At 58.2% G+C, this 18,841-nt stretch carries 19 protein-coding genes; 16 read left to right on the top strand and 3 right to left on the bottom strand.

Annotation, left to right across the window (positions count from 1 at the left end; translation table 11 throughout):
- Positions 1-10: 10 nt before the first annotated feature.
- The 4 genes from DK391_RS18265 (at position 11) to DK391_RS18250 (ending at position 3,439) form a co-directional block, all read left to right on the top strand.
- Positions 11-691, top strand: a complete 681-nt coding sequence (locus tag DK391_RS18265) for an RraA family protein (protein WP_109479380.1) — start codon at positions 11-13, stop codon at positions 689-691.
- A complete protein-coding gene (locus tag DK391_RS18260; protein WP_109479379.1) occupies positions 691-1,335 on the top strand; it encodes a dimethylmenaquinone methyltransferase in 645 nt (214 codons plus the stop codon). Before DK391_RS18265 ends, DK391_RS18260 begins: the two co-directional genes overlap by 1 nt.
- Complete coding sequence (locus DK391_RS18255; RefSeq protein ID WP_109479378.1) at positions 1,332-2,549, top strand: pyridoxal phosphate-dependent aminotransferase; 1,218 nt, start codon at positions 1,332-1,334, stop codon at positions 2,547-2,549. Before DK391_RS18260 ends, DK391_RS18255 begins: the two co-directional genes overlap by 4 nt.
- Positions 2,550-2,623: 74 nt before the next feature.
- On the top strand, positions 2,624-3,439 hold the full coding sequence (locus DK391_RS18250; RefSeq protein WP_109479377.1) for an alpha/beta hydrolase: 816 nt from the start codon (positions 2,624-2,626) through the stop codon (positions 3,437-3,439).
- A gap of 97 nt (positions 3,440-3,536) precedes the next feature.
- Here the strand turns inward: DK391_RS18250 and DK391_RS18245 are convergent, their stop codons facing one another.
- Positions 3,537-4,448, bottom strand: coding sequence for a LysR family transcriptional regulator (locus DK391_RS18245; protein ID WP_109479376.1), 912 nt, complete (start codon positions 4,446-4,448; stop codon positions 3,537-3,539).
- Positions 4,449-4,471: 23 nt separating this feature from the next.
- Here DK391_RS18245 and DK391_RS18240 point away from each other — a divergent pair, with 23 nt between their 5' ends.
- The 11 genes from DK391_RS18240 to DK391_RS18190 all read left to right on the top strand — a co-directional run bounded on the left by DK391_RS18240 (position 4,472) and on the right by DK391_RS18190 (position 14,274).
- Entirely contained in the window at positions 4,472-5,344 is an 873-nt protein-coding gene (locus DK391_RS18240) for a DUF4286 family protein (RefSeq protein WP_162600843.1), read from the top strand.
- A 71-nt stretch (positions 5,345-5,415) separates the two neighbouring features.
- Positions 5,416-6,675: an MFS transporter gene (locus DK391_RS18235; RefSeq protein WP_239482874.1), complete on the top strand. Its 1,260-nt coding sequence runs from the start codon at positions 5,416-5,418 to the stop codon at positions 6,673-6,675.
- Position 6,676: 1 nt separating this feature from the next.
- On the top strand, positions 6,677-7,441 hold the full coding sequence (gene pxpB / locus DK391_RS18230) for a 5-oxoprolinase subunit PxpB (RefSeq protein ID WP_109479373.1): 765 nt from the start codon (positions 6,677-6,679) through the stop codon (positions 7,439-7,441).
- Entirely contained in the window at positions 7,438-8,415 is a 978-nt protein-coding gene (locus DK391_RS18225; protein WP_109479372.1) for a biotin-dependent carboxyltransferase family protein, read from the top strand. Before pxpB ends, DK391_RS18225 begins: the two co-directional genes overlap by 4 nt.
- Positions 8,416-8,451: 36 nt before the next feature.
- A complete protein-coding gene (locus DK391_RS18220) occupies positions 8,452-9,225 on the top strand; it encodes a 5-oxoprolinase subunit PxpA (RefSeq protein ID WP_109479371.1) in 774 nt (257 codons plus the stop codon).
- Between the two features lie 11 nt (positions 9,226-9,236).
- On the top strand, positions 9,237-9,707 hold the full coding sequence (gene accB / locus DK391_RS18215; protein ID WP_109479370.1) for an acetyl-CoA carboxylase biotin carboxyl carrier protein: 471 nt from the start codon (positions 9,237-9,239) through the stop codon (positions 9,705-9,707).
- Positions 9,700-11,064 (top strand): acetyl-CoA carboxylase biotin carboxylase subunit, encoded by a 1,365-nt coding sequence (accC, locus tag DK391_RS18210; protein WP_109479369.1) that lies wholly within the window; start codon positions 9,700-9,702, stop codon positions 11,062-11,064. The genes accB and accC overlap by 8 nt, the downstream gene beginning before the upstream one ends.
- Before the next feature lie 5 nt (positions 11,065-11,069).
- The gene (locus DK391_RS18205; protein WP_204117391.1) at positions 11,070-11,501 is read left to right on the top strand and encodes a hypothetical protein; all 432 of its coding nucleotides are present in this window, start codon (positions 11,070-11,072) and stop codon (positions 11,499-11,501) included.
- Entirely contained in the window at positions 11,488-12,162 is a 675-nt protein-coding gene (gene can, locus DK391_RS18200) for a carbonate dehydratase (protein WP_109479367.1), read from the top strand. Before DK391_RS18205 ends, can begins: the two co-directional genes overlap by 14 nt.
- A gap of 1 nt (position 12,163) precedes the next feature.
- Complete coding sequence (locus DK391_RS18195; RefSeq protein WP_109479366.1) at positions 12,164-12,946, top strand: putative hydro-lyase; 783 nt, start codon at positions 12,164-12,166, stop codon at positions 12,944-12,946.
- A gap of 107 nt (positions 12,947-13,053) precedes the next feature.
- On the top strand, positions 13,054-14,274 hold the full coding sequence (locus DK391_RS18190) for a porin (protein ID WP_109479365.1): 1,221 nt from the start codon (positions 13,054-13,056) through the stop codon (positions 14,272-14,274).
- 214 nt (positions 14,275-14,488) lie between these two features.
- On the opposite strand, the gene DK391_RS18185 is transcribed toward DK391_RS18190, so the two are convergent.
- Together DK391_RS18185 and DK391_RS18180 are read right to left on the bottom strand one after the other, a co-directional pair.
- Positions 14,489-15,463 (bottom strand): tripartite tricarboxylate transporter substrate-binding protein, encoded by a 975-nt coding sequence (locus tag DK391_RS18185; protein ID WP_109479364.1) that lies wholly within the window; start codon positions 15,461-15,463, stop codon positions 14,489-14,491.
- A gap of 410 nt (positions 15,464-15,873) precedes the next feature.
- Positions 15,874-17,184 (bottom strand): hypothetical protein, encoded by a 1,311-nt coding sequence (locus DK391_RS18180; protein ID WP_239482867.1) that lies wholly within the window; start codon positions 17,182-17,184, stop codon positions 15,874-15,876.
- 672 nt (positions 17,185-17,856) lie between these two features.
- Between DK391_RS18180 and DK391_RS18165 the strand changes: the two genes are divergently transcribed.
- The gene (locus tag DK391_RS18165; RefSeq protein ID WP_109479362.1) at positions 17,857-18,483 is read left to right on the top strand and encodes a tyrosine-type recombinase/integrase; all 627 of its coding nucleotides are present in this window, start codon (positions 17,857-17,859) and stop codon (positions 18,481-18,483) included.
- The last annotated feature ends 358 nt before the right edge of the window (positions 18,484-18,841 follow it).

Genomic DNA, 18,841 nt, shown 5'->3' with positions numbered 1-18,841 from the left:
GGAGTTATCCATGAAGAATCCGAAGAAGGCGAGTGCCGAGGACCGAGAGCTTGTCGAACTGTTCATCGGGCTTGATACGCCAGGCGTATCAGACGCGTTGGACAAGCTGGGCATCCACGGGCAGGCACTCGGAATTGCTCCGCTCGCAGACTATACGAAGGTCGTCGTTGGACCCGCGTTCACGGTTAAGTATGTTCCTGCAAGCCTGCCACCGGGCACCGTCGGCGATTTCATCGACGAAGTCGCGCAGGGCGACATCGTCGTCATCGACAACGATGGCCGGACAGACTGCACGGTGTGGGGCGACATCATGACGCAATATGCCGGATTGAGGGATATCGCGGGCACGGTGATTGATGGCGTGTGTCGCGACGTCAATAAAGCGTTGGGTGACGGATACCCACTTTTCACTGCAGGCCGCTTCATGCGAACCGGCAAGGACCGTGTTCAGGTGGAATCCGTCAATTCCACTGTCGGAATCGGGACGGTACGCGTCGCATCCCGGGACATCGTTGTCGCGGATGCGAACGGTGTCGTCGTAGTTCCGCGAGGGCGTGCCCGAGAAGTCGCCGCGACTGCGCGCCAGATTGAGGAAACCGAGTCGCGTATTCGCGAGCAGCTCGCAAAAGGCAAGACGCTTGGCGAGGCGCGTTCGGCTCTCGGCTACCACACACTGCAAAGGAAGGACTGATGGTTGCGACCACGCCGTATGACAAAGGGATCCTCGAGCAAGCGCGGAAGCTGGGTACCTCGACACTCTTCGAAGCATCAGGCGTATCTACCACCGCAGTCGATTCTGATATCCGGACTGTGTGGGCGGGCGCATCCATTGCTGGCCCCGCTTATCCTCTCGAATGCTCGCCGGGCGACAACCTCTCGATCCACATCGCCATGGAGCGTGTTCCCCGTGGCAGCGTTCTGGTGGTGTCGACGGGCGGTTTCATCTCGGGCTACTGGGGCGAAGTCCTGACTGTTGCAGCTGAGGCAGCAGGTGTCGTCGGTTTGATTATCGACGGTGGTGTCCGTGACATCGTGGCGTTGGTGGCCCGGCGCTTCCCGGTCTTTACTCGCGGCATCTCGATGCGAGGGACCATCAAGGCAAGCTCACCGTCGGTCGGGCAACGCATCAGCTTTGCGGGTACGCCTGTCGAGGTGGGTGACCTGGTCGTCGCAGACGACGACGGCGTTCTTGTCCTTCCGGCTGAGCACGCGCTGCGCACTATCAACGATGGACAGGCGCGGGCGGACAAGGAAGCCACCATGATGAACGCACTTCGCGAAGGCCGCAGCACGCTCGAGCTAATGGGTTTGACGAGCTGGAGGGACACGCGATGACCACGGAAATTGGCAAGTTGAACCGTTTCCTCGCAACGGCACGTCCCTCGGCGACCTATAAGGTGATTGACCGTGTCGCTGCGCGGCGTGCCAGTGGCGCTTCGGTTATCTCCCTTAGCGCAGGGGAACCCGATTTCGATACACCCGAGCATGTGCGCGACGCCGGTATCGCAGCAATCCGCTCCGGTCAGACCCGTTACACGCAAGTCGCCGGCTTGCGGACACTGCGCGAGGCAATTGCGCAAAAGTTCGAACGCGAGAACGGTCTGACCGTTCGCTGGCAGGATACGCTCGTCTGCAGCGGTGGAAAGCAGGTCATCTTTAACGCGCTAGCGGCGACGCTTAACGAGGGCGACGAGGTTGTCATCCCGGCACCGTACTGGGTCAGCTACCCTGAAATCGTTCAGCTTTGCGGCGCCACGTCTGTAGTGGTGCCGTGCAAGGCCGACACAGGTTTCAAGTTGACACCTGCCGCGCTGCAGTCAGCCATAACATCAAAGACGCGGTGGCTGATTCTGAACTCGCCGTCCAACCCAACCGGTGCTGTTTATAGCCGGTCCGAGTTGCTGGGACTCGCGGAAGTGTTGCGCGCCCATCCGGACGTACTTGTACTGTCCGATGACATCTACGAGCATCTGATTTTCGACGGGTTGCAGTTTGCGACGATAGCGCAAGTTGAGCCGCGATTGAGTGAGCGCGTCCTCACAATGAACGGCGTCTCCAAAGCGTACGCAATGACCGGATGGCGAATCGGCTATGGCACTGGGCCACGATGGCTGATTGATGCCATGGAAAAGCTGCAGGGTCAGCAGACGTCGGGCGCGTCGAGCATCTCGCAACACGCCGCACTCGCCGCCTTGAATGGCCCACAAGACTTTATCCTGCAGTCTCGGTCAGTGTTCCAGCGTCGTCGCGATGAGGTCGTTGCACGACTGAATCGCGCTCCGGGACTGCACTGTCAGGTTCCGCAGGGTGCATTCTATGCGTTCGCGTCCTGCGAAGGCCTGATTGGAAAAACGACACGCGCAGGCGCGCGTATGGATAGTGATGAAGCGGTGGTCAATGCCTTGCTCGACGAGGTCGGCATTGCGACCGTTCACGGGAGCGCGTTCGGCTTAGGGCCGTACATTCGCATCGCCTATGCGCTGGACGATGACTCGCTAGCGCGAGCATGCGACGCTATTCGTGACTTTTGCACAACGCTTGAAGGTTGACTGGACGCCTTGTAACGGCGACTAATTGATTAATACAACAGGGCTCGCGAGCCCTGTTCCTCATTTGAAAACTCATGAAACGAGAATTCAATCAATCGTCGATTCCCCTATCCGTATCCGGAACATCTATGACGATTTCCGCGTTATCGCGTGATGGCTCGAAGGCACCCATGATGTTCCTCCATGGGTTTGGCTCCACGAAGGAAGACTATGCAGATATCGCCAGACACAACGAGTTCGCTGAGCGCCCCTTCGTGAGTTACGACGCACCTGGATGCGGACAGACGCACTGCTCCGACCTGAGCAAAGTCTGCATTCCGTTTCTGGTTGACACAGCCGTGGCAGTCGCCGACCACTTTGGTTTTGAGCGGTTCCACCTCGTGGGACATTCGATGGGCGGCTTAACTTCACTCATGCTCGGGTCGCAATTGCCGCAACGAGTCATCTCATTCACCGATATCGAAGGAAACATTGCGCCCGAGGACTGCTTTCTGAGCCGGCAGATTCACCAATATCCTGCGGACAGTGCAGCGCAATTCCTTGACGATTTCGTTGAGCGCGCACTTCACGCTCCAGCTTACGCAAGCGCGCTGTATTCAGCGAGTCTCCGTCATAAGGTTCGTGCGGAAGCCGTTGCGGGGATCTTCAAGTCGATGGTCGAACTGTCGGATAACGCTGGACTGATGGAAAGGTTCCTTGGGATGCCATTCCCGCGCATGTTCATGTTTGGCGAGCAAAACGCTCACCTGTCTTATCTGAAGCATATCGAGAGCCGTGGGGTGAAGCTCGCCGAGATTGCCGACTGCGGACATTTCCCGATGTATTCGAATCCGGTTGCTATGTGGCAGTCCATCGCCGACTTCGTAAGGCTATCGGAGCGGCAGACCTGATGCACACATCGTTCCAGCAAGACGTCAGTCTCCCCCTCATGCTTCGTGGGGACTCGACGTTTTAATTTTCAACGTCATCTCTAACGGCTAGCGTTACTCAAGCGGGCGCGAACGGTGCGTGCAGCGAGCGCATGTACCGGTCCGATTCCTGGCAGGCCAGTTCGGCCACGAAGCGAATGGCATCAGACGCCCGATTCTCGAGGTAACTGACCACCAGTCCCTGCAGAGGCAAGGCATGGTCGCTCGCTATGATGCGCAATACGCCACTCTCGATTTCTTCGCGCACGGGTGGCAACGGCATCATGGCGCTTCCGAAACCGCAACGCACGAGGCGCACGATGGCCGCAATCGAGCTGACGCAGTGCACTTTGCCCAGGGGCATGCCGGCACGCCGATACAGGTCTTTGAGCACGAGATAGGGCTGCGAGCCTCGACTCAATGTAATCGTTGGCTGGCTCAGGATAAGCGGCAGGTTGTTGTCGAGTTCTTCAGGAGCCTGTGCTGAACCAACCCATCCCATTGTCATCGGCAGGCAGGCGGTGCTCACGATGCCGTCGCCTATCATCTGGTCAGTCTGGAGTGCGATATCGACATCGCCATCTCGCAGACTGCGATGCAGTCGGTCCGTCGACTCAGAACTGAGCTGGACTTCAATGCCGGGATAAGACTGCTGCAAATGCTGCATGAAAGGCACCAGCCAGGTGTGAACGATGCTCTCTATCGCGCCGATTCGAACACTCCCCAGTAGCTTCTGGTCAGTCCGGCCTAGTTGCAGCATGTCTTTTTGCAGCTCGAGCATCCGTTCACCGTAGCTGATAAGGCGCAAGCCCACCGGCGTCAGCCGGAGTTCACCAGGGCCACGGTCGAATACGCGGGCGTCGAGCTCTTCTTCAAGCGACGCAATACGGTTGGAGATTGCCGCCTGCGTCACATGCAAGCGGTCGGCAGCCGCACGGAAGCTTCCTAGCTCGACAACGAGAAGAAAACTCTCCAGGAAGCGTGTATTCATGTGGTCTCCCGTTTAAGCGCTCGATGAACGCCTTAGTCCGTCACCTTCCGTCGCCGAAATCGCCACGTCAATTCCGTTTCTCGGAGCTGGCAGATACGGCCAGCGTATCTGTAACTACCGCTCGGCATTTAGAGCCTCACAAGAAAAATCTATCAACCACCCCAGGAATTTCCCGTTTGCCCCTGATTTATTGGTTGATGACGATGGGTCATCCAATCCGGAAGATGAGTGAGACGAAGATGACTTCTGTGACACCCCACGGCATGCTTTTTGTGGCCTCTGACATTAATGCCAACGATGAGGCGGATTTCAACGCATGGTACGACCGCGCGCACATTGAAGAGCGCGTCCGCATGCAGGGCGTAATCTCAGCTGCACGGTACTGGGCGGTGAGTGGGAAGCCCAAATATCTTGGCCTCTACTGGGCAGAATCGATATCTGTTTTTGCTTCCGCCGCGTACAGCCATGCGTTTCAGAATCAAACCGAATGGTCGCAGAAAACGCTTCCGAAAATGGTCGCACCGACTCGCCGCATTGGCGAGGTCAGCGCGAGCGTGGGCCAGGGAAGTGGTGCCTATGTCGCGACACTTTCTCTGAACATCCCGGAAGACTTGCAAGGTCTCAGTGACCGCTGCGCAGAAATTGGCGCGCGCCTTTCTGAAGACCTGGGCTTTGTTCACTCGTACCTGTTATCGCCGGTCGATGAACTCAGCCGTCCGCTGCCCCAAGAGGACCTCAGTTCGCGTCGGATGTACCCCATTTTCATCATCGAGAGCAGCAACGAGACCTCGAACGAACGAGCATTGGAATTCGCAGCTCAAGCGCTTGATTCGCGGGCTTCGCAAACCGCCCGCTACTCGCTCACCTGGAAACTCTCGGCATCGGAGCTGACGTGATGGACAACACAAGCGCTATCGGCAAAACCCCGATTGAACAATCGGGCTTCATACAAGGTGAGCGGCCAAAGATGGGCCGGCTGGCAGCCGCCAGTTCGATTGGCACCACCCTGGAATGGTACGACTTCACGGTCTACAACCTGATGGCGGCGCTCGTTTTCAATGCCGTCTTCTTTCCGTCGTTTGACCCGCTTTCAGGAACCATCCTCGCATTTTCGACCTATGCCGTTGGCTATCTCTCACGGCCGTTCGGCGGGCTGGTGTTCGGTCATCTGGGGGATAAGCTCGGCCGCCGATTCGTTCTGGTTGCGACCCTGGTTCTGATGGGCGCCGCAACGGCACTGATGGGGCTGCTTCCAACCTATAACGTATGGGGAATCTGGAGCCCGGTTCTGCTTGTGGCGTTGCGCTTCTTTCAGGGTGCCGCAATCGGCGGTGAATGGGCAGGAGCGGTCCTGCTGTCGATGGAGCACGGCAGGCAAGACCAGCGCGGCCGAAACGCATCGTACGCCCAAATGGGACCTGCATGCGGGACCTTGCTCGGGGCCGGATTCATCACCGTCGCGACCCTCACGATGTCAGCAGAGTCGTTTCAAACCTGGGGGTGGCGAATTCCGCTTCTCTCCAGCGCGGTTCTCGTGATGTTCGGGCTGTGGCTTCGCCGAGGTGTCGATGAAACACCCATGTTCAAGGACCTGGAGCGTCATCATCACAAGGTTCAGCTGCCCATCAAGGAGGTCGTAGGCGGCTATTGGAAGCGATTGATTATTGCCGGCAGTGTCCGCATCGGCTCCGACATTGTGTATGGGCTGCTGGTCGTTTTCACCTTGACGTACGTAACGGGCGTGTTGCATCTTCCGCGCTCCCTTGCGTTGACCGCCACGATGCTCGGCGCCGCGCTTCATGCAGTGTGTGTCCCGCTGTTCGGTGCACTCTGCGACAAGTTGGGGCGACGTGCCGTGTATGGAACCGGCGCGGCTATGTCGATAGTCTGGGCATTTGCCTATTTCGCGCTGATGGATACGCGCGAGCCGCTCAACATCTGCGTTGCCGTAGTGGTCGGGATGCTCTTCCAGGCAATGATGTACGGGCCGCAGGCGTCATTCGTCACCGAGCAGTTTCCGACGCGAGTCCGCTACGCCGGCGCGTCGCTCGCAGCGACTTTCGGTGGAATCATCGGTGGCGGCTTCGCTCCGCTCGTGTTCGCGAGCCTTCTCAAGGCTTATCAGTCGTGGACGTATATCGCTGTCTACATCTCGGCCGGTCTCCTCATCACCATCTTTGCGTTGATGGCAGCCAAGGAAACTGCCGGAAGACCGCTGGAAGAGTGACATGGAAGCCCACCTATACGACAGCGAGCAGAGCGATTCGGCCGCATCCGCCAGCTCTTCTTCGGCGGCGCCCGCCAAGCAGATTGTTCAACTCGCAGATTCGCACCTCAAGCTGAGTGCGGCCGGTGCCGGCGCACTCCTGTTTGACCCGAGTAATGGCACGTTCGATTCGGCGTTGCAGAGCCGACTGCTGTCGCTAGCAACGAGGCGCCGGGATTTCGGCCAGTGTCCTCTTAGCGGCATCGAAGTCGTCCTCGGCGTGAATAACCTGATGCTTATTTTCGACCCGATTGACACGAATCCGGATGATGCGTCGGACGCCCTCCTCGGCATGTGGGATACGACGGAGCCGGAGCTCAAACAAAAACGGACGATTGAGATTCCTGTCATCTACGGCGGTCACGCCGGCGAAGACCTGATTGCATTGGCAAACAATGCGCACGTCGACGTTGACGAATACGTGAGGCTGCACAGCGCGGCGACTTACTCGGTCGCCTGCATCGGCTCGATGCCCGGATTCGCCTACTTGACTGGTCTTCCCGCCGAGCTCGCGATACCTCGTAGAAAGGTCCCCCGCATGAAGGTCGACGAAGGTACCGTCATCGTAGGCGGAGCACAGGCTGGTGTGATGCCCTGCACCGCGCCATCCGGCTGGCATTTGCTGGGAAGAACTCAGACACGCATGTTCGACGCGAAGAGCACGCCACCTTGTTTGCTTGAGCCGGGCAATGAAGTCCGATTCATTGTGAAAGGTATTGAAGCATGATTGACATCCTCTCAACGGGCGCGCCGAACCTCGTCCAGGACGCCGGACGGCGAGGTCACCTCGGCATTGGGGTCAGCAGGTCTGGTGCCATGGACGCTCTCGCGCTCACGGTTGGCAACTCACTTGTCGGGAATGACCCAAGTGAGGCCGCCATCGAAATTAGCCTGTTTCCGTTTCGGGTCAAATTTCAGAAGGACCTGGATTTCGCGGTAACGGGTGCCGACTGTCGCGTGCGGCTCGACGATACAACGCTTGCCCCCTGGTGGTCACGGACAGCGCGCGCCGGTCAGACCCTGGTGATTGAGCGACCGAAGCGAGGTGCGCGTGCGTATCTTTGTCTGGCAGGCGGTGTCGACGTTGAGCCAGTGATGGGTTCAAGGTCGACCGACCTCAAAGGTGCTTTCGGAGGTTTCGAAGGACGAGGCCTGAAGCGCGGCGACGCACTTCAGGTAAGAAGCAGCCCTTTTCGCTCCGCGCGCGAGTCTGGGCTCGGCGTGGTCCCTCAGGGGCTTGCTTCGTTCTGGGAAGAACTCTCTGCCGGAACCGTCTCAGTTCGCGTGGTCCCGGCCGCGGAGTATGGCGACTTCACCGATGAAGCGAAAGAAGCGTTCGCTACTGCCGAGTACGAGATTACTCCTGAGTCGAATCGCGTGGGCTATCGCCTGAATGGCGCGGCATTGCCGTTGACCAGGCCCGTTGAACTCCTTTCCCACGGAGTCGTTCCCGGCACAGTCCAGGTACCGCCGTCCGGGCAGCCCATTGTCCAGCTCGCAGAAGCGAATACCTGCGGCGGCTATCCCAAGATTGCGACGGTCATCGAATCAGACCTCTGGAAGCTTGGACAGGCCCCGGCTGGATGTCGAATTCGATTCGTCCTGACTGACATTGATGAAGCCGTTGCATCGCTTCGCCAGCGAGCTGCCGAGGTGAAGAAACTGCAACAGACGCTGGCCTTGATGTCGGCACGTGGCTGACAGACGCCACGCTCAAAACCATAGAGAGTTACTGCAATGAGTTCAAACAAATCACTCCACATCGACCTCAACTCCGATATGGGAGAAGGCTTCGGCGCGTGGCGGATGGGCGACGATGAGGCAATCCTCGACATCGTGTCTTCTGCAAACGTAGCCTGTGGCTTGCATGCCGGAGACCCCGAAATCATGGCTCGCACGTTCTCGATGGCAAAGGAACGGGGCGTCAATGTCGGTGCGCACCCAGGCTTCCCTGACCTGTGGGGCTTCGGCCGCCGCATCATTCCATTCTCCGCAGGCGAGATTGAGCGTCTTGTCGCGTATCAGATTGGTGCGGCGCAAGCGCTTTCGACATACGCGGGCAACCCTATCACCTATGTTAAAGCACACGGCGCGCTAGGGAACCTCACGCAAACCGAGCACGATGTTGCAACAGCAATCGCTCGTGCGATAAAGGCGGTCAACCCTGAGCTGGTGTGTATGACCTTCGCGGGCGCTTTGATGCAAGACGTCGCCCGAGACATGGGACTTCGCGTTTGCTGCGAGGTATTCGCGGACCGGGCTTACGATGAGGAAGGCCACCTCGTACATCGCAAGAAGCCCGGCGCAGTGCTGCACGATGTTGAGCAGGCAGCCGCGCGCATGCTTCGAATGGTCGAAGCATGCGGCATCGAGACCGTGTCCGGACGCATGCTTCCGGTTCAGATTGACACCATCTGCGTTCACAGCGATACGCCCGGCGCAATTCAGATGGCAGCCGAAGTGCGAAAGGTGCTCGAGAGCGCCGGCGTGACCATCAAGTCGTTTGTTTGAGGCATTCGCGAATGGACCACGACAAACTCAACCGGCTTTTACAGCTTGTAGAGGACTCTTCGGTAACCGAGATTGAATACGCGGAGTCCGATTGGCGAGTGAAACTGATACGCGGGCAGCAGGCCGGTGAGGTCAGCCCGCGACGTAGAGCCGAGCCTTTGGCATCAGCGCTAGAAGCCGACAAGCCGCGCAATTCGCCTTCGGTCGAAATCGAACCCGCGGCCAGCAGGCGTGTGATAACTGCAGGAATGACGGGAACGTTCTACCGTGCACCTGCGCCGGACCAGTCTCCTTTTGTCGCGATTGGTGACATCGTTCAGGAGGGGCAAACAGTTGCCGTGGTCGAAGCCATGAAACTTTTGAACTCCATCGAAGCAGATTGCTCGGGTCGCGTGGCGGAAATATTCGTGGAAGACGGCACGCCGGTTACGCCGGACACAGCGCTCTTTGCGATTCAGTCTTTGGAGGCCGCTGATGTTTGACACTGTCCTTATCGCTAACCGTGGAGAAATCGCACTTCGCGTTGTCCGAGCGTGCAAAGCCCTCGGTCTAAAGACCGTTGCAGCATATTCGGAGGCCGACGCGAACCTGCGTCACGTAGCCCTGGCTGACCATGCCATATGTTTCGGACCTGCGCCATCGCAAAAGAGCTATCTGCAAAAAGGGGAAATTATTCTTGCCGCAAAGCTTTCTGGGGCAGGTGCAATCCACCCAGGCTACGGCTTCCTTTCTGAAAGCGCTGAATTTGCGCAGATGGTCGAGGATGCGGGCATCACGTTCATTGGTCCCACTTCTGCGGCTATCCGTCAGATGGGGGACAAGGTCAGCGCCAAGCTGGCGATGACAGCGTCTGGCGTCCCGTGTGTTCCCGGGTCTGATGGCGCATTGCCTGAAGATGCTGCCGTAGTTTCAGCAATTGGAGCACAGGTCGGCTATCCCCTAATTGTTAAGGCTGCTGGGGGCGGCGGCGGTCGAGGGATGCGTATTGTTCGTGAGCCATCTGAGTTGCTCCAGGCCGTAGCGATGACACGCGAAGAAGCCGGCCGTGCATTCGGGAATCCAAGCGTCTACGCAGAACGCTTCCTCGAGACACCGCGTCACGTGGAAATTCAGGTCCTGGCCGACAGGCATGGCAATGCCGTCTGGCTTGGGGAACGTGACTGTTCGATGCAACGACGCAATCAGAAGATTATCGAAGAATCCCCGGCACCCGGTATCGAGCGCGCCGAGATAGCTCGCATTGGCGCGCTATGCGCGAACGCGTGCGTCGATATCGGCTACACCGGCGCCGGCACGTTCGAGTTTCTCTACGAAGACGGCTCGTTTTTCTTCATCGAAATGAATACCCGAGTTCAGGTCGAACACCCGGTCACAGAGCTTGTGACTGGCGTTGACATCGTTGCTGAACAATTGCGCATCGCACTCGGGGAGCCGCTGTCAATGAAGCAGTCTGATATCCGCTTCGAGGGTCACGCAATCGAATGTCGGCTGAATGCTGAAAATCCTTGGACATTTGTACCGTCACCGGGGCGAGTGACCGAATGGATTGCTCCCGGCGGACCGGGCGTTCGAGTCGAGTCACATCTGTATGCAGGATATACGATTCCGCCGAACTACGATTCGCTGATTGGAAAATTGCTTACGCATGGGGCAAATCGTGAGCAGGCTGTTGCTCGCATGCGAGTCGCTCTGGATGAGATTTGCATCGGGGGAGTCGACACCACTGTGGCACTCCACCAGAAACTGATGCAGGAGCAAGGCTTCCGTAACGGCGGATTCGATATCCACCATCTCGAACGGCTTATCGAAGGCGACGTCTTGAATGGGGCGAAAGCATGATGACAATGGACGATATCGCCCAATTCCTGGCTCGGCTGCAAAAAACCGATGTGACTGAATGCGAAATCGAGTACGGAGCCCAGTTTCTCCGTCTGAAATTCGAGAAAGAAGTAAGCCAGGCACAACAGCAGCCAATGCAGAACTCGGTTGGTGAAGCTCTTCAGACGGAACCGGTCACGCTGACCATAGCGGCGCCGGCGACTGGGCGATTTCGTGCCACTCATCCGCTGGTAAGCCCGGCTCAATCGGACATTGTGATGCTCGGTCGCGGCGACCCTATCGGATACGTGGAAATCGACTCGGTGTTCTGCGCTGTTTTGGCGCCTACGTCAGGGAGCCTGCTATCTACGTCGATGCCGGAAGGGCAGGTGGTGGGTTATGGCCAGGCAATTGGACAGTTGAAACCTTCGGAGCCCGCTGGTGATGGAAACGCTTGACACACTACTGCAGCGCAACCGAAGTTGGGCGTCGTCGATTAAAGGCTCCGAGCCTGGATTCTTTAAGTCCCTGAGCCTTCAGCAAGCACCTCAGTATTTCTGGATTGGATGCGCCGACAGTCGGGTCCCTGCCAACGAACTCGTCGGCCTTCGTCCCGGCGAACTCTTCGTTCACAGGAACGTGGCAAACGTCGTCTCACCGTCCGACCTGAACAGTCTTGCATGCCTGCAGTACGCGGTCGATGTCCTTAAGGTTAAACACGTGATGGTGGTCGGCCATCGCGGTTGCGGAGGCGTCCACGCAGCGTTAGCCGGAACGCGAGTCGGTCTTGCCGACAATTGGATTCTCCATGTGCGCGACGTTGTTGCGCGCCATGAGCCGCTGCTGAGCAAGCTCGAAGGGCCGCTGCGCGCTGATATGGCGTGTGACCTGAATGTTCTGGAACAGGCGCGCAACGTGTGCAACACCACGGTCATGCAGGATGCGTGGGCGCGAGGACAAGAGGTGGTTGTGCATGCGATGGTTTATTCGCTCGTCGATGGACTGCTGCAGAGCCTCGGATTCGACGTTGCTGCCGCCGATGCACTCGGTATCAGTTACTCCATCGCACTTTCGCGCATAGCGGAAGGAACAGGAATCAGAACCTCAGACCAGGATTGATATGGATATCCGCACGCACCCACGAGAGTTTCGACGTGCGGCACGAGCCGGCTTATACGACGGACCGACGGCGGGATATTGCAACGGCTATGTTCAGGTCAACCTGATGATTCTCCCGAAGGAGTACGCAGCCGATTTCGAGAATTTCTGTGCATTAAATCCACGCGCTTGTCCGTTGCTGGCGGTTAGCGACGTTGGCAGTTGGTCGATGCCGACACTGGGCGAGGATATTGATGTCAGAACAGACGTACCGCGTTACACGGTATATCGAAACGGAAAATTCTCGGAGTCGCGGATAGACCTGATCCGGCACTGGCGGGATGACCTTGTCACCTTTGCTCTGGGATGCTCGTTCTCTTTCGAACACCTGTTGCTAAAGCATGGGCTGCCTGTGCGACATATCGAACTGGGCGGAAGTGCCCCCGTCTTTGTTTCTAACATTGACAACGTGAAGAGCGGACCTTTTGGAGGGAAGCTCGCAGTCTCGATGCGTCCGTTCAACGTCGCGCAGACCATCAAAGCCATCGAAATCACAAGCAGGTTTCCTCAGGTACACGGCGCGCCAGTACATTTCGGCAATCCCCACGATATCGGTATTGCGGACATTACACGGCCAGAATTTCACGGGCTCTCCTCTGTGAGAACCGGAGAATTCCCGGTATTTTGGGCCTGCGGCCTTACTCCGCAAGTCGCCGTCATGGCTGCAGAAATTCCCTTTGCCATCGGTCATGCCGCTGGCCACATGCTGATAACAGACCTGCCAATCGAGGACTTTCTGTCGTAAGTCGATCCACTTCGGCCGTTCACCGGAACGGAATCCCGCTTTACCCAAGAATTCACGCTGATTATTTATCTGTCGAGAAACACAATTTTATAAATTAAGGATTACATATGGAAATCAGGAAATACGTTGCATTTGGAATTTTTGCTGCCGCGCTATGCTCAATGGTCTCGAGTCAGGCCTGCGCGCAGAGTTCTGTGACGATATACGGCATCGTCGACGACGGCTTTGGCTGGACTTCGAATTCGGGAGGGCACAGTCTATATGGAATGTCGAGTGGTGTAATTCAGGCGAGTCGCTGGGGGTTTCGTGGCACGGATGATTTGGGGGGCGGATTGAGGGCGTTGTTCGTCCTCGAGAATGGATTCGACCTGAACAGCGGGTCACTTGCCCAGAAAAATCGCGGAAGCACTCAAGGCTTGATGTTTGGTCGTCAAGCCTACGTCGGGATCTCGAGCAACTACGGAAGTGTGTTTCTCGGGCGCCAATACGATTCGGTTGTTGATTACGTCGGCCCGTTTGAGTCAGGCACGCAGTGGGCGGGATATATCGGGGCTCACCCCGGCGACCTGGACAACATGAATAATGCGTATCGTGTCAACAATGCTATCAAATATACGAGCCGTTCATATGGCGGCTTCACTTTCGGCGGCCTTTACAGTCTGGGCGGTGTCGCGGGTGACATTTCTCGCAACCAGGTATGGTCGGCTGGCGCCAGGTACGCCAACGGTCCGCTGTCGCTCGGCGTGGGATACTTAAATGCTCGCAACCCAAACATTGGCTACTTTGGAGACAACGGCGCAAGCACTGCGACGACATCGAGTGGAAATTACATTTCATCACCGGTATACAGTGGCTATGCGTCGGCCCACACGTATCAGGTCGTTGCTGCCGGCGCAGCGTACCAGGTCGGTGCCGCCACTTTAGGTGCAACCTACTCCAACATTCAGTTCGGGAATCTGGGTGATACTGCGACGTCCGCACCGAATCCGCGCGGCTACAGCGGGAATGCCACTTTCAACAACGTCGAAGTCAACTTCAAGTATCAGCTAACGGCAGCGCTGCTAGTCGGCGCAGCATTCGACTATACGAAGGGAAGCGGCGTCGACTCGGCATCTGGCGAAAATCCGGGAGCGAAGTATTATCAAAGTGCATTGGGAGTGGACTACTTCCTGTCCAAACGCACCGACGTGTACCTCATCGGCATTTATCAGAAGGCGTCAGGTACGGACTCAACCGGCGCGCCCGCAGTCGCATCCATTAACAACCTTACCCCTTCGACGAGCGATCGGCAAAGCACGGTTCGGATTGGCCTTCGGCATAAATTCTGAAGTTCTCAATCGCCACAATACCGCGCAGCTTTACGCGCAGGTTGACGCGGTCCACGAGGCTTCGCATCGTTCAGGACGATCGGGGCCATGATCACGACAGCTATTCTTCGTCCGCTTCGTGCGCTTGCTTTGAACTGCAAAGCCTTCGTGAAAATCGCCCGCCACGGTAGCTGTTGCTAAAAACTTCAGAAGTCAACTTGCCAACGCTGCTGATCTAAGCGTGTGGCGAGTCCCTGAGCCAGGACCAACGATCAATCTCTTCGGCGATATAAGAGCGGAACGCATAGGGAGTACTACCGATTACGTCGATGCCGCTGGTAGTAAAGAATGAGTGGGCTCGCGGGCTGCGCAGTGCCACGAGTAGCGCAGTATTTAATTCGGCGACGATAGGGGCAGGTGTACGGGGCGGCGCAACGAAGCCAAGCCAGTTGTTCAGCGAGAAACCGTCGAGACCTTCTTCCATCATCGTAGGCAGAGCAGGGGCCGCGGTACACCGGACAGGCGTTGTTACCGCGAGTGCGCGCAAGCGCTTTTCGCGTACGAGGGGCAGCATGCTTGAAGCGTTGTTGAAACTGATATCGAGCCGCTGCGCCAGCAAGTCTTCGTACAACATGCGGGGGTCCGGGTAGGCGCGGTGTGTCAACCTGACGCCACTCATTTTCTGAAACAGCAGTCCGGCCAGATATGGGGCACTTCCCACGCCTGAACTGCCGACCGGCACCTCGCTTTTCGAAGCCAGTGCAATGAGTGCCTTCACGTCGTGTGCGCCAAACGAAGGATGCGGGCCGAGGATTAGCGGCGAACGGGTGGCGAGGCAGACGGGCGTGAAATCCTTCTGTGGGTCGTATCCAAGATTCGGCTTCAGATCGGGGCTGATCGCATGTGTGCCAAACGTCGCGACCAGGATCGTGTTTCCGTCGGCGGAGCTGGCGATTGCCATCTTCGCGGCCTTGGTGCCGAGGTCTCCGGGCATCAGTTCGACGTTGACCGGCCTGCCGAGCGCGGTGCTCAATTCCGGCTGGAGACAGTGCACGAGATCGTCCGATGCGCTGTGAGGCGAGAAACCGATCAGAATTCGAAGTGGGGCCGAGACGGATGTAGGGGCGCCTGGCGAGGGCGCGGAAGAGGTGGTGTGGGTTCGACGGGGGAGGATCTGTATGATGACCTGACGTCGGCTGAAGGTTCTCATGAGTTTTTCGGATTGAACTGAAGATGGCAAGCGTTCAACGCATCGCGAGATGCAAACTCAGCATGGTGCTGTGGCGATTCCGTGCGGATTTTCCACATGGACCGCAGCATCCGCGGCAGGTTGCCAAAGGGCGTGTCCGAAGCGAGGAGATACGTGCCACGATTACGCCGTGCACACGAAAGATCGGATTGCGTTACTCGTCCTTGACAAAAAAATCGATATCGGCGTCGACAGACAGGCGCCGGTCTGCACGGCGCCCAGCGCTTGTCGCAACCGGCGGTGGAGGCGTCATTGCTTGATCGACGCCGCCATGCCCCGCGACGCCTACAGCAGGATCGCCTGCTGCAGCATTTCCAGCGCTTTCAGCTCGTCCAGCCGACCCGTGCGCGCCTTGCCGGCCAGCGTCTTGATCAACGCTTCTGCGATCGGGGCAATCCCGTGCAGCGTGTCCAGTGTGGTCGTGGAGGTGAGGTCGGGCAGAGCCGGTTTTTGCGGCAGCGTCCCGGAGGCGGGCAACGACTCCCGAATCGGCTCAGGGTGTGCCAGTGGCGATACTGGCGCCGGGCGTGATCTTCTGCCGACGCGCGGCTGGCCAGATCGTCAGGGACGCCATTTGCGTGTGCCTGAGTGCGGGCAATGGTTGTGTCTATTTCTTCCGCGACATCCTCTAGGACAGGTACGGGCTGTGCCGAATCGCCCGTGCCGGTCGCACGCTTACGCCTTGTGCGGACCGCCTCGTGCGCGAGTTTCCCTTGTTCGCTATCGATCTTGGCTGGCACTGGCGGCTCGTCCTGCCTGACGGCTGCGCGTCCACGCGGCGCCGGTGCGAGCAGACGCGATACGGACTCGGGAATGTCGGCGTCGGTGTGTGGGCTGTCCAGCCAGCCAACGGGCAATCCGAGTCGCTCGGTGAAACGGTGTGCTTCAGTGCTGTCCATGCGCTTCTTGCCATGGAGCCGATCGGCGATGTTGAATGCACTCATCTCCATGACCACGCCCAGTCGTACTTTCGATCCGGTGCGACTCGTGAGCAGGTGCAGGTTGGTGCGACGGATGGTCTCGACCTCGGCGCTCTCGGTCAGTGCCAGCGGTTGCTGCTGTGGCGCTTTAGAAGACGTCCTGTCCTTCGGAGATGAAGCTTTGAGCGGGGCGCGAGGCTCAGACTGTTTGGGCATATTGCTTCGGCTATTCTTGACGGTTCCCGGGGAGCCTGTTGTGGTTTTCTTGGGCATCTGTACTTCCTCGGCCACACTGACTTCTGGAACGGCTTCGTGGTCGACCGTCCTGGCAACGGTCGGTTCAGGTGCTTCGGGCGCTGCGTCGAAACCTTCATCGATCTGGACCAAGTCGAGCGGGGACTTCAGACGCGCGATGGTCTCGTCCCCGAGCGCAGGGTTAGGCTGGTCAAAGAAACCATGCGGTAAGCCAAGCGTAGTTTCCATGTGAAAGGCGGTCTCAGGTGTGAATCGCTCGCCTTTCATCAGTTCGGCCACGCGCGTCATGTTCGATTCGAGCGCGATGGCGATGTTTTCTGCGCCGACCGCGTTGACCAGAAACTGGAGCGATCGGGTCTTGAAGATGGAGGCAGTTTGCGCGGCGTCTTTGGCCGGCGCCTTCACATACGGAGAACCGTGGCGTTGGGGCGGCGAGGTTTTCTCGCGTTGAAAGTTGCGTTGACCGTTGCGCCGGGATTCCGCATATCGCCCACGGGCTTGGCTCATAAAATACGGCTCCATGCGGTGTGGATTCTGGATGTGCCGATTATAGACGAGGCGATGTGGCCGAAGCCGTCCAACCGTGGGAAGTCCTACAGCGGTCCTTCGCGAACATGCTGAGTCGCAGCGTGCGGTGATTCGAGGAGTGAACTCGAGGGAGACTTTTGTGCGATGTGCAAAACGTCCATAGGGAGCGAGACGACGTTTCTATGAATGGGCCGGAGGCTGGCGGATTCGCGGGACGGCGTGGTTGCATGGTCGATGTCATGCACCGCAGAGCGGCATATGTGTTCGGCGTAGACTGTCGGTTCATCTGCGGTTGCGTCGGTGGTTACGCAACAAGTACAAAGCCAGGCGAAGCAGGCGCGGGAGCTATCCACGCCCGCACCTCTACAAGCACTTCGGTCTTGTGCGTCTGACGGGGCCTTGGGTGTAACGTGCCGTGTACGAAGGCGTGATGTCTTGTCCGAGAGCCGGATGCGGGAGATCTGCATGTCCGGTTCGATGAGCGGGATGTGGAAACGGGGTTAAGGCGAGGTTACTCGGGCACCGCCAGCCGAAAGGGGCGGCAACAGACAAACCGGACCTCCGGCTACCGCGCCACATCTCGACTCTACCGAAGATTGACCACTCCACCAAGCGCACAATCGATCTCCCTTCGTTGAAGAGGAGATTGTCATGGAAACGCTTACTTCTTCCGGCGCTCATCGTGTGCCGTGGAACAAGGGGCGGTCGACCGGTCAGAAGCCTCCGTTAAAGCTTCGGGAAATCTGGGAGATTCGAACGAGGCTGCAGATGTCGTCCAACGCCCGCGAGCTGGCGATGTTCAACCTTGCGATCGACAGCAAGCTTCGGGCGTGCGATTTGACGCGTTTGCAGGTCCAAGACGTTTGCATGGGAGGGCATGTGGTCTCGCGAGCGACTTTCATGCAGCAGAAGACGCAGCGGCCGGTCCAGTTCGAAATCACCGAGCAAACCCGGCAAAGTGTCGCGAGCTGGGTTTTGGCACGCGGGCTGAAGCCCACTGACTATCTGTTTCCGAGTCGCCTGCACGCGTCCGCGCACGTGTCGACGCGTCAGTACGCGCGCATCGTGCATCGTTGGGTCGCATCAATTGGACTCGATGATGCCGCGTATGGCACTCACACGATGCGCCGCACGAAGGCAGCCCTGATCTATCGACGCACCAAGACCCAGCGCGCGGTTCAGTTACTCTTGGGCCATACGAAGCTCGAGAGCACAGTTCGGTATCTTGGTATTGAGGTGGACGACGCGCTCGAGATGGCCGAGCAAACCGAAGTCTGATAGCTGTCGGCCGGTGAGCGGGCGCTTGCCGGTCGAGGCCGTGTGAAAACGTAGGTCAAACGCGAAGTTCGAGAAAGGCGACCCTTCAGATCGGCCTGTATTGGCCTGGTAGCGCGTTGGGAAGGGTAAAGCAACACCCGAAAACCGAGTACTTTCGCGTTTTCACACGGCCTCGGTCGACAACCGGCATTCAATAGCAAACATCCAGTGTCAAAAAGACTGACGGTCGAAGGATGGAGAATTTAGGTGGCCCACCGCCGCGGGCAAAGCAGACGCCTGTCTCGCAACCAGCAAGCCTGGCATCAGGTCCGACGGTCTGCTGCTTCCTCCTGGGCAAACAGGCTCCAGCCTGAGAGGA

It is taken from the genome of Paraburkholderia sp. C35, from assembly GCF_003121405.1.
Classification (GTDB): domain Bacteria; phylum Pseudomonadota; class Gammaproteobacteria; order Burkholderiales; family Burkholderiaceae; genus Paraburkholderia.
The sequence above is the reverse complement of the archived record's forward strand: the minus strand, read 5'-3'. Positions and strand labels throughout refer to the sequence as shown.